The organism is Acinetobacter sp. YH01006 (assembly GCF_013420445.1).
In the GTDB taxonomy this organism is placed as follows: Bacteria; Pseudomonadota; Gammaproteobacteria; order Pseudomonadales; family Moraxellaceae; genus Acinetobacter; species Acinetobacter pseudolwoffii.
The window spans coordinates 37,538-48,606 of record NZ_VOYB01000019.1; the positions used below are offsets into that span (position 1 = coordinate 37,538).

Genomic DNA, 11,069 nt, shown 5'->3' on the forward strand with positions numbered 1-11,069 from the left:
ATTAATTGAGTTCGATCATCACTTTCAAGGCCTTTTCATCGGCTGCATGCTTGAACACATCATAAGCTTTTTCAAATTCATTAAATTTAAAGTGATGGGTCGCCAGTTTTTCCAGCGGTAATTTACCGGAACAGCAGGTTTTGAGCAGCATAGCAGTGGTATTGGCATTGACCAGTCCGGTGGTGATGGTCAGGTTTTTAATCCAGAATTTATTCAGTTCAAAATTAACTGATTTGCCATGTACGCCGACATTGGCAATATGTCCACCCTCTTTGACTACATGCTGGCAGATATTCCAGGTCGCCTCCAGACCAACCGCTTCAATGGCACAATCGACCCCTCGCCCATCCGTCAGCTCCAGCACACGTTGTATGGCATCTTCTTTCGCGGAGTTAATGCTATGCGTCGCTCCCACTGTTTTGGCGAACTCGAGTCGGTTGTCATCGACATCGACCATGATGATGTTGGCCGGTGAATAGAATTGAGCGGTCAGCAGGCAGCTCATGCCGATCGGGCCGGCACCGACAATCACCACATTGTCTCCGGGTTTGACATCGCCATATTGCACACCAATCTCATGTGATGTCGGCAAGATATCCGACAAAAACACAGCGACATCTTCATTTAACCCTTCAGGTAAATGATAGAGTGAGGTATCCGCAAACGGCGTGCGTACATATTCGGCATGAGTACCATCAATCATATAGCCCATGATCCAGCCGCCTTCATTGCGACAATGTGCATACAGCTGTTTCTGACAGTTTTCACAGGTTCCGCAGCGGCTGACACAGGAAATAATCACCCGGTCGCCTTTTTTGAAGTTTTGAACGGCAGAACCGACTTCTTCTACAATACCAATGCCTTCATGACCTAAAATACGGCCATTAAAACTGCCCTGTTTGCGTGTGGCTTGCTGTTCAATTTCCGGGTTTTTACCTTTCCAGATCCCGAGGTCTGTACCACAAATAGTGACTTTAGTGAGTTTGATAACCGCATCGCTGGGATGCAAAATAGTGGGAATGGGACGGTCTTCAAACCGGATGTCGTTTTCGCCGTAATAGACCATGGCTTTCATTGTTGTCATGACACATCTCCTGAAGGAGTGAGGAATGAGAATGACCTGATTCTGATCTGGCTGTCAGGTCTATAAATACCTGTGTTCTTCTCGAGTGTGCCTTGAGTGATGTGCTGCTGCAATCTATCTCGCCTTCAGATTGCAACAAAACATCATGCGTAATGACTGATGAGTGATCGGCATTTTAGGCCAATTTGACATCATGCAATGCAAAGGTCAAAACAGCCATTCTCTCTTTTTGCTAAAACAATTGCCCTAAAAAAAGAAGCCCGCATCGCGGGCTTCTTTTTTCACATACTTATCCACGCATCTATTTTATGCGTTTAAAGCACTGATCAATTTCTGATGTAAACCACCAAAACCGCCATTTGACATAATCACTACGGCATCGCCCTCACCTGCCTCTGCTACCACGGTCTGAATGATGTCATCCAGTGTGCGTGCAATTTTGGCTTTATTTGGCGCAGCATTAATGACCGGTTGCAGATCCCAGTCCAGTCCTTCCGGTTGATACCAGATTACTGCATCGGCCAGACGTGCTGAATGAGCCAGACCCTCTTTATGACTGCCCATACGCATGGTATTGGAGCGTGGTTCAATAATTGCCCAGAGTTTGCGTTCACCCAGTCGTTTGCGCGCGCCCTCCAAGGTCGTATCAATCGCTGTGGGATGATGGGCGAAATCATCATAAACCTCAATACCACGGACTGTGCCTAATAGTTCCATACGGCGTTTTACCCCACCGAAATTAGATAAAGCTTCACAGGCGGTTTCAATGGAGACGCCGACATGCTCGGCAGCGGCAATCGTCGCGAGCGCATTGGCCACCGAATGCTGTCCGGTCATGCTCCACTGCACTTCACCTTTCACCACACCGTGTTGCAAGACTTTAAAGTGAGAACCATCTGTCGATAACTGTTCGGCATACAGTTCAGATTTTTCATTGGCATCCAGACTGGTGCGCACCACCGGTGTCCAGCAACCCAGCTCTAGTACTTCATCGATATTGCTTTCGGTAATCGGCGCAATGATTCGGCCTTCGCTTGGAATAGTACGAACTAAATGATGGAACTGTTTTTGAATTGCAGCCAGATCATCAAAGATATCAGCATGGTCAAATTCAAGGTTATTTAAAATCGCCGTTTTTGGATGGTAATGCACAAACTTGGAACGCTTGTCGAAGAAAGCCGAATCGTATTCATCCGCCTCGACACAGAAATATTTGCCGCCACCGAGACGTGCACTCTCACTAAAACCCAGTGGCACACCACCAATCAGGAAGCCTGGCTCTAAACCAGCTTGATCCAGCACCCAGGCCAGCATGGTTGTGGTGGTGGTTTTGCCATGTGTACCCGCAACCCCCAATACATGTTTGCCTTGCAGAACATGATCTGCCAGGAACTGTGGGCCTGAAATATAAGGCAAGCCTTCATTCAGCATATATTCTACTGCATCAATACCACGCTTCATGGCATTGCCGACAATGATCAGGTCCGGATGTGGCTGCAAGTGACTACGCTCATAACCCTGCATCAAGCTGATGCCTGCATTTTCAAGTTGGGTCGACATCGGTGGATAGACGTTCAAATCTGAACCTGTCACCTTGTGGCCCAGATCGCGTGCAAGGAGCGCCAGCGATCCCATAAAAGTGCCACAAATACCCAAAATATGCAGATGCATCTACTTCACTCCGTTCCTGTCTGACCCATCACCTTATATTGGTGCGGTTATCATGATTTATTCAATTTGCAAGCAACGATAGCAAGGCTTACACGGAAAAGATAGTCAAAGTTCAAGCATTGCTGCGGGAATTTTTAAATCCTGTTTCACGGATAAATTCAGAGAAAATTTCAAATTTAGAGAATATCTTTTTGCAAAATAAATCGTAGAATAAACCCGATCTTTTTGCAGAGTACATGCCGATGTTACCGGCTTTATTTCTTCTGGTGATTGCCAATTGCTTTATGACCTTGGCATGGTATGGGCATTTAAAATTTTTACCGCATGATGCGCCGTTGTGGCAGGCAATTTTATTCAGCTGGATGATTGCCCTGTTTGAATATAGCCTGATGATTCCGGCCACCCGATTACTGGCACAGCAGGGACTGGCCGTGGGGCAAATGAAAATCACTCAGGAAGTGGTGACCTTGCTGGTCTTTGTGCCTTTTATGATTTTCATGTTTAAGCAGCCCTTTAAACTGGATTATCTCTGGGCAGCCTTGTGTCTGTGCGGATGTGTGTATTTTGTCTTCAGAACTTCCTGATCGAAAGCTTTGCAGACTACAGGCCTATTTTTATTCCAGTTTTTAATATTCTGCCAAAAAAATAAGAAAAATCGAACCTTGCTTTGACCGTTAAATTTTATGAAGCCGAAAAATCAGTCTATAATAAGCACCTCCTATTAAAGCTTGGCTCTCTCGTCGAGATTTATTTTTTGTTACTTTAATCTCTGGAAAATTTGCAATGAATGCGGCTGCTGCACAAGATGCTCCTCTAGTAGGAATTATCATGGGTTCTCAATCAGATTGGGCAACTCTCGAACATACTGCCAACATGCTCAAGCAGCTTGGTGTCCCATTTGAAGCTGAAGTCGTTTCTGCACACCGTACTCCTGACCGTTTATTTGAATATGCTGAACAGGCGCGTGATCGTGGCATTCAGGTGATTATTGCCGGTGCTGGTGGTGCTGCGCATTTGCCGGGCATGTGTGCGGCAAAGACTGATCTTCCAGTCTTGGGTGTGCCAGTCAAATCATCCATTTTAAACGGCGTCGATTCTTTGCTTTCAATTGTACAAATGCCAGCAGGTATTGCGGTGGGTACGCTTGCGATTGGCCCTGCCGGTGCAACCAATGCAGCCATTATGGCAGCGCAAATTTTAGGTCTGACCCGCCCTGATATCGCGAAAAATGTTACAGATTTCCGTGCGGCACAAACAGATAAAGTGGCAAGCAATAACATTCCTGGTCAAAACTAAAACCAAGCTTCATACGGGACAGACATCATGGATAAAACCATCGGTATTTTTGGCGGCGGTCAGCTCGGGCGCATGATGGCGCAAGCGGCATTGCCATTGAATATTCAATGTACTTTCTTTGAAGCAAGTACGGATTGCCCTTCTGCGACACTCGGTCAAGTGATTTCCAGCAAGGCCGAAAATGGTCTACAGGATTTTATTGACAGTGCTGATGTATTCAGTCTGGAATTTGAAAATACCCCGCTTGCAGATGTGGATGTGCTGGTGAAAAATAAAGACCTGCATCCACCACGCCAAGCCTTGGCAATTGCACAGCATCGTCTGTCTGAAAAAGCCCTGTTTGATACGCTCGACATTCCTGTTGCGTCGTATAAAGCAGTGACTGCACTTGAAGGTTTACAGGCTGCTGTGGCTGAACTGGGCTTACCAATCGTATTAAAAACCTCTCGCGGTGGTTACGATGGTAAGGGTCAATTTGTCCTGCGGAGTGCTGATCAAATTGAGCAGGCTTGGGCGGAACTTGGCCCTGCCGGTGAACTGATTGCAGAAAGCTTTGTGACGTTCTCACGTGAAGTGTCGATCATTGCGGTACGTGGTCAAAATGGTGATGTAAAAACCTGGCCCCTGGCTGAAAATCATCATCACAATGGCATTCTGTCGCACTCGATTGTGCCTGCACCGAACAGTGCAGACTTGCAGCCGGTCGCACAGGACTACATCACTCGCCTACTCAATCATCTGAACTATGTGGGCGTCTTGACCCTTGAGCTGTTTGTGACAGACAAAGGCTTATATGCAAACGAGATGGCACCACGTGTGCATAACTCAGGGCACTGGTCGATTGAAGGTGCAGTCTGCTCACAGTTCGAAAACCATATTCGTGCGGTGGCTGGTCTGCCACTGGGTTCAACGGAAGTGATTCGTCCAAGCGTACTGGTGAATATCATCGGACAGCATCCAAAATCTGCAGATGTTCTGGCTTTAGAAGGTGCGCATTTGCATCTGTATAACAAGTCAGAGCGTGAAGGTCGTAAGATTGGTCACATTACCCTGATGCCAACCGACAGTACTCAGCTGACGACTTTATGCCGTCAACTGGCGAAGATTTTACCGAATCCACTGGCATTGAGCGAAGATATGACCATTTAAGCGCTATCTTGCTGATAAAAAAAGCGATCACTTCGGTGGTCGCTTTTTTATTTATCCAGATTCAGGCATGATTGCGCCTCTTCGAAAATGCCTGCCATTTATCGGATCATGATATTTTTCAATTGATTGTAAAATAAACAATTGCGTATACATAAAAGAGTCTAAATGAAGATTCACAGACCACAGAGAAATACTTTGAATTTAAAATATTAAATTTAAAACAGTCTTTGAATTTAAAGTTTAAATGAATTCAAAATATGAATTTAAATTCAAACCGCTACTTTGAATTCAAAGTTTAAATTTAAAAATAAATCAAGCCACCCTGTTTTTAATTCACAAAATAAAACCTTGATAAATATCTGATTAATCCTGTTTATGTTAAGTTATCCACAAAGAAGGTTTTGAATTTAAAGGTTGTTTCCTGGATTTTAAATTTAAATTCAAACAGCGCCGCTGCTTTTAAATTTAAATTCAAACAGCGCCGCTGCTTTTGAATTTAAAAACAAGTTGTGGATAAGTTATTTAAATTTAAAACTACAAAATGAATTCAAAAGTGCAGAAATTATGAATTTAAATTTACCTATTTGAGCTTTAATTTTTAGATTGAGCTGCTATGTTAGGAACATAATTCAAAATCTAAATATTCAAGGGTCTTATGCAACGTTTTGCGCTTGTGGTTGGTTCTTTATTCTTGGCTGTTTCTCAGGCAAATGCCGAGCTGATTATTAATGGTCAGCGTGTCGACACGACTACTTTGCCTTCAGCGGCCAGCAGCCCGTCAAATTTCCCTGCCCAGAATAATTTTCAAAACTGTTTGGCGAATTTACGTAGTCAGGCTGTAGCAAAAGGTGTTAGTGCAGGCAGCTATGACCGTTATACGCAAAATTTAACGCCTGATTATTCCGTAATTGAACGTTTAAACTATCAACCGGAATTTTCTACCCCGATTTGGGACTATTTGTCTGGTTTGGTCGATGAAGAGCGGGTTCAGCTCGGCCGGCAAAAATTACAGCAACATCGCGAAGTCTTAAATCGTGTTTCCGCAGCCTATGGCGTGCCTGCAGAAACGATTGTCGCGGTATGGGGTGTAGAAAGTAATTTTGGTGATATTTCCGGTCGCTATCCTTTATTGCAGGCTCTGGGAACATTGAGCTGTGAAGGGCGACGCCAGAGTTATTTCCGTGGTGAGTTTTTTACCACGATGAAACTGTTACAGCGCGGTGATGTACGAGAGGATCAGCTGAAAGGTTCATGGGCTGGAGCTTTTGGTCATACCCAGTTTATGCCATCGACCTATGATGAGCTTGCGGTCGATTTTGATGGCGATGGCCGCCGTGATCTGGTCAGTAGTATTCCGGATGCTTTGGCATCAACCGCCAACTTTTTAAGCAAGCGTGGTTGGCAGACCGGACAGCCTTGGGGCTTTGAAGTAAAAATCCCGCAAGGCATGTCAATCTCAAAAGAAGGCCGTCGCAATAAAAAATCACTGAATAGCTGGATTAGCCGTGGTGTAGTGCGTGCCGATGGTTCCCCTTTAATTCAAGGGAATTTATCAGCATCTTCTCAAGCTGGCTTGCTTGCGCCTGCCGGCCCAAATGGCCCGGTGTTCCTGGTCTTTAGGAACTTTGATGCCATTTATAGCTATAATGCAGCAGAAAGTTATGCCTTGGCGATTGCGCATTTATCTGATCGTTTACAGGGTAAAGGGAGCTTTAGCACATCTTGGCCAACCGATGACGCGGGTACTTCGCGTTCAGAACGTCGCGAGATTCAGCAATTTTTACTAAATCGTGGCTATGACATTGGTGCGGTGGATGGTCTGATCGGTGATAAAACCCGTCAGGCGATTCGTCAGGAACAGCAGCGTTTAGGCTTGAGTCCGACCGGCCGCGCCGGCCAGCAGATTCTGCGTGCGTTCCGTAATGAAAATGCCAAACTGATGATGCAATAAGTAAGATTGAAAATGAAAAAGGTCTGTATAAATGCAGACCTTTTTTTATAACTTTAGATTGCTCTGGTCGGGTTTAAACAGCAGTAATGGTTCCCAGAACACGGTAGCCTAAAGCACCGGTCACCGCTGGCAGGTTACCATTGAGTTGCTTGATAAAACGCATCGCCAGCCAGGCAAAGGCGGTGGCTTCTACCCAGGTCGGACTGAGGCCCAAATCAGCCGTGGTTTGTATGCTCCATTCATGTTTGCGTAAGCGCCAGCGCAGTTGCTCAAGTAAATAAGAATTATAAGCGCCACCACCACACACGAAAACTTGTCCAGTATCCATGCCAGAACGATAAATGGCTTTTTTAATGGCACGAGTAGTGAGCTTTAATAAGGTCGCCTGCACATTTTCCGGGGTATCTTCCAGTTCATCGTATTGCAGGTCATTGCGCCAGTCGGCAATCTGTTCATCCAGCCATTCCAGGTTAAAGTCTTCACGGCCGGTACTTTTAGGCGGTTCTTTAGAGAAAAATTCGTGTGACTGTAAACGATCCAGCAGGCTGCGAATCGGCGTACCATAAGCGGCCCAATTGCCATTTTCATCATAAGGCTGGCCGGTATAACGCGCGCACCAGGCATCCATCAGAATATTGGCCGGCCCTGTATCAAAGCCATAAACATCATCAGGCTTTCCGGCAGGTAACAGGCTGACATTAGCAATCCCGCCCAGATTTAAAATTACCCGGTGAATGCTGTCATGCTGGAAAATATCCTGATGAAAGGCAGGAACCAATGGCGCACCTTGACCGCCCGCCGCCAAATCACGACGACGGAAATCTGAAATCACCGGAATCTGGGTGATTTCGGTAATAATATTGGGGTCACCAATTTGCAGGGTAAAACCATGCTCAGGGCGATGGCGGATGGTCTGACCATGTGAGCCAATGGCTTTAATTTTAGATTTATCTAACTGGTTGTTTTCAATCAGTTGGTTGATACCATGACCAATCATTTCTGCCAAGGCCACATCGGCCTTGCCCATACGGTCAATTTCATTGTCATCGGGCAAAGTCAGTGCCATCAGCTCATGCCGGAGGTCAGGATCGAATGCCAAAGTGAGTGTGGCATGAAGCTGTAAAGGATCAAAAGAAGCAGCAACAATATCGACACCATCCATGCTTGTGCCGGTCATTACCCCAATATAGATCGCTGTCATGGTTATTCTTAAGCCTGCAATATGCTGAAAAAGTGTTAGTATATCGCACAAATTGAGTAACTGATGTATTGGATTTTGTGATGTCAAATTTCCTGCCGGCTGAAGAACAACTTGCCCTCATTCAACGAGGCACCCATGAAATTATTTCTGAAGAAGACCTTCTTAAGAAATTAAAAAAGAATCGTCCATTAAAAATTAAAGCAGGTTTTGACCCAACTGCGCCTGACCTGCACTTAGGTCATACGGTTCTCATCAACAAGTTAAAAGTATTTCAGGATTTGGGCCACGAAGTATTCTTCCTGATCGGTGACTACACGGCGATGATCGGTGATCCAACAGGTAAAAGTGCTACACGTCCACCATTATCACGTGAACAAGTTTTAGAAAATGCAAAAACCTATCAAGAACAAGTGTTTAAAATTCTTGATCCAAACAAAACCAAAGTTGTATTTAACTCGGAATGGTTTGCACAAAAAACCGCGGCTGATTTAATTCAATTGGCATCACAGCAAACTGTGGCGCGTATGTTGGAGCGTGACGACTTTACCAAGCGTTATAACAGTCAACAGCCGATCGCGATTCACGAATTCTTGTATCCATTGGTACAAGGTTATGATTCGGTGGCTTTAGAAGCGGACGTAGAGTTGGGCGGTACAGACCAGACCTTTAACCTGTTGATGGGTCGTACGCTACAAGGTCGTTATGATCAGGAAGCACAAGTGTGTATTACGGTGCCTATTCTTGAAGGTTTAGATGGCGTGAATAAAATGTCTAAATCTTTAGGCAACTATATTGGTGTATTTGATGCGCCAGGTGCGATGTATCAAAAAGTGCTTTCAATGCCGGATGCATTGATTGAGCGTTATTTTGATCTGCTCAGCTTTAAATCAATTGAAGAAATTCAGCAGTTGCTAAAAGAAATTGCTGAAGGCCGTAATCCTCAAGAGGTGAAAAAGATTCTTGCGCTGGAGCTGGTTGAGCGTTTCCACGGAAGTGACGCTGCTGCGCATGCACATAAAGGTGCGGGTAATATCATTACTGAGGGTGAATTACCGGAAGGTACGCCAGAAGTGACTATTTCACGTGGTGAGTTTGGTGGTGAAATCTTTATTACTTCAATTTTACGTGAAGCAGGTTTGACCAAGAATGCGGCCCAAGCCAAAGATGCTTTAGGTCGTGGCGCGGTGAAAGTGGATTGGCACACTGTAGATAGTTCTTATTCGGTTAAGGAAAATCTGACCTTGATCGTTCAGGCCAGCAAAAAAGCGATTGCGAAAGTTACTTTTACCGATTAAAAAATTGATAAGTTATTGAAATAAAAGCAGGCTTCGGTCTGCTTTTTTATTGATGTCCTATATTCATAAAGCAAATAAGCAACTTCAAAAAAAACCCTATAAAAACAAGAGTTAAATTTTCCCAAATTGCTTGCTTTTCGGGTTTATTATCTATAGGATTTATTCATCTAGAGAATTGGTTCAAGGCATCTAGAGGGTGATAATAAGACAACTCCACAATTTATAAGGTCTCTTCCCCAAGAGACTCTTTTTTAAGCTTTAAAGTGAATAACTATAATAATGACATAATGGATCGGGTAAAGATTCAATTCTAAGGAGGAGATTTTGGGAGAGATCTCTTCCTTTTTTATTTGTAGCGATTTCATTCTGAACCTTTAAAATCGCAGGTATTATTTTCTTGGAGGACATTCCACCTAGAATTCATCCTCTAATTAAGTGTTGTTTTGCTAGCTAAAGGGTGGCTGACTATATTGGTTCGCAAAAGACAGCACAATATAAAAAGAAAGCAGAGGGGGTTCGATGTATCGCTATCCAACAGAAAATATTTTTGATGAAGACATTGATTGTATTTTAAGTTTCTTATTTGAATATCAGTCTGCCGAACAAAAACAGCAACGTTATATCCCTGTCTATAACTTATTTATGCAGCTTGATCTGGCTGCGAATTACTATCTATTTTCCCTGATTGAAGAGCGTTTACCGCGACGTGCAAAACTATTCTTTGTTGCTGAAGACTATCAGGGCAAAAAAGACATGATTATAGAAGTCATGCAATACTGGCTTGGGCAGCGCAAGCAGGAAAAGTAACTGAATAGAATTAACCTGCTGATATGTTCTATCTCTATATCTATATAGATAAGCAAGCTTGTGCGGCGTTATAGCCAAAAACCAAAATCATTGAATAATGCTCTATAGCCTAAGATACCGATACGCTTTTATAAGAAGTTTCACTGAAAAAGTGCGGATGAAGCTAGCCAGCCAAAAGGAAAGAATCGTTGGTTTCGCTAATATGTCATGATTTGGTTTTGTTTCTGGGGGTTGAACGAGATAAAAAGCATTATTTAAAGATAAAAAGTAAAAAATCACTACTCTAACTATTATTTTGATCGCTTTTAAGTCTAATTAAATTTTGGCTTATAAAAATAAAATGATGTGTTTAGTGCATTTATTGCATAAAAACGCTTAAAAATTAGATAAAAAAGCGATTTTTTAGGATTTTTTGTAGAAAAAAAAGACATACGTGAAAAATATAGTGAATTGGGGGTTGCAATGATTCTGAAATCCTCTAGAATGCACCCATACCGACGAGATAGACGGAAACGAACGAAGCAGATTGCTGAGTTGTTAAGTATATCGAAGTCCAGCTTCTGGCACTGACGAGGTGTTAGAAAGATCATTAAGAGCTTATGAAGAACAACTTGT

The 11,069-nt window shown here is 43.7% G+C and carries 9 protein-coding genes; 6 read left to right on the forward strand and 3 right to left on the reverse strand.

Annotated features, from left to right (window positions below; translation table 11 throughout):
- Window position 1: 1 nt before the first annotated feature.
- Complete coding sequence (locus tag FTT73_RS13300) at window positions 2–1,084, reverse strand: zinc-dependent alcohol dehydrogenase family protein (protein WP_180191550.1); 1,083 nt, start codon at window positions 1,082–1,084, stop codon at window positions 2–4.
- A 306-nt stretch (window positions 1,085–1,390) separates the two neighbouring features.
- A complete protein-coding gene (mpl, locus tag FTT73_RS13305) occupies window positions 1,391–2,755 on the reverse strand; it encodes a UDP-N-acetylmuramate:L-alanyl-gamma-D-glutamyl-meso-diaminopimelate ligase (RefSeq protein ID WP_180191551.1) in 1,365 nt (454 codons plus the stop codon).
- A gap of 242 nt (window positions 2,756–2,997) precedes the next feature.
- On the opposite strand from mpl, the gene FTT73_RS13310 reads away from it, so the two are divergent.
- The 4 genes from FTT73_RS13310 to FTT73_RS13325 all read left to right on the forward strand — a co-directional run bounded on the left by FTT73_RS13310 (window position 2,998) and on the right by FTT73_RS13325 (window position 7,151).
- Window positions 2,998–3,339 (forward strand): DMT family protein, encoded by a 342-nt coding sequence (locus tag FTT73_RS13310; protein WP_005173466.1) that lies wholly within the window; start codon window positions 2,998–3,000, stop codon window positions 3,337–3,339.
- A 199-nt stretch (window positions 3,340–3,538) separates the two neighbouring features.
- On the forward strand, window positions 3,539–4,051 hold the full coding sequence (gene purE / locus FTT73_RS13315) for a 5-(carboxyamino)imidazole ribonucleotide mutase (protein WP_180191552.1): 513 nt from the start codon (window positions 3,539–3,541) through the stop codon (window positions 4,049–4,051).
- 27 nt (window positions 4,052–4,078) lie between these two features.
- Window positions 4,079–5,200, forward strand: coding sequence for a 5-(carboxyamino)imidazole ribonucleotide synthase (locus FTT73_RS13320; RefSeq protein WP_180000459.1), 1,122 nt, complete (start codon window positions 4,079–4,081; stop codon window positions 5,198–5,200).
- A 655-nt stretch (window positions 5,201–5,855) separates the two neighbouring features.
- The gene (locus tag FTT73_RS13325) at window positions 5,856–7,151 is read left to right on the forward strand and encodes a lytic murein transglycosylase (RefSeq protein WP_218944676.1); all 1,296 of its coding nucleotides are present in this window, start codon (window positions 5,856–5,858) and stop codon (window positions 7,149–7,151) included.
- Window positions 7,152–7,224: 73 nt separating this feature from the next.
- Here FTT73_RS13325 and FTT73_RS13330 read toward each other — a convergent pair whose 3' ends face one another.
- Window positions 7,225–8,352: an anhydro-N-acetylmuramic acid kinase gene (locus FTT73_RS13330; RefSeq protein ID WP_005173456.1), complete on the reverse strand. Its 1,128-nt coding sequence runs from the start codon at window positions 8,350–8,352 to the stop codon at window positions 7,225–7,227.
- Between the two features lie 80 nt (window positions 8,353–8,432).
- Here FTT73_RS13330 and tyrS point away from each other — a divergent pair, with 80 nt between their 5' ends.
- Together tyrS and FTT73_RS13340 are read left to right on the forward strand one after the other, a co-directional pair.
- Complete coding sequence (gene tyrS / locus FTT73_RS13335) at window positions 8,433–9,647, forward strand: tyrosine--tRNA ligase (RefSeq protein WP_100535507.1); 1,215 nt, start codon at window positions 8,433–8,435, stop codon at window positions 9,645–9,647.
- Window positions 9,648–10,166: 519 nt separating this feature from the next.
- Window positions 10,167–10,454 carry a hypothetical protein gene (locus FTT73_RS13340; RefSeq protein ID WP_180078736.1) on the forward strand — a complete coding sequence of 96 codons (288 nt, stop codon included), beginning with the start codon at window positions 10,167–10,169 and terminating at the stop codon, window positions 10,452–10,454.
- Window positions 10,455–11,069: the final 615 nt, after the last annotated feature.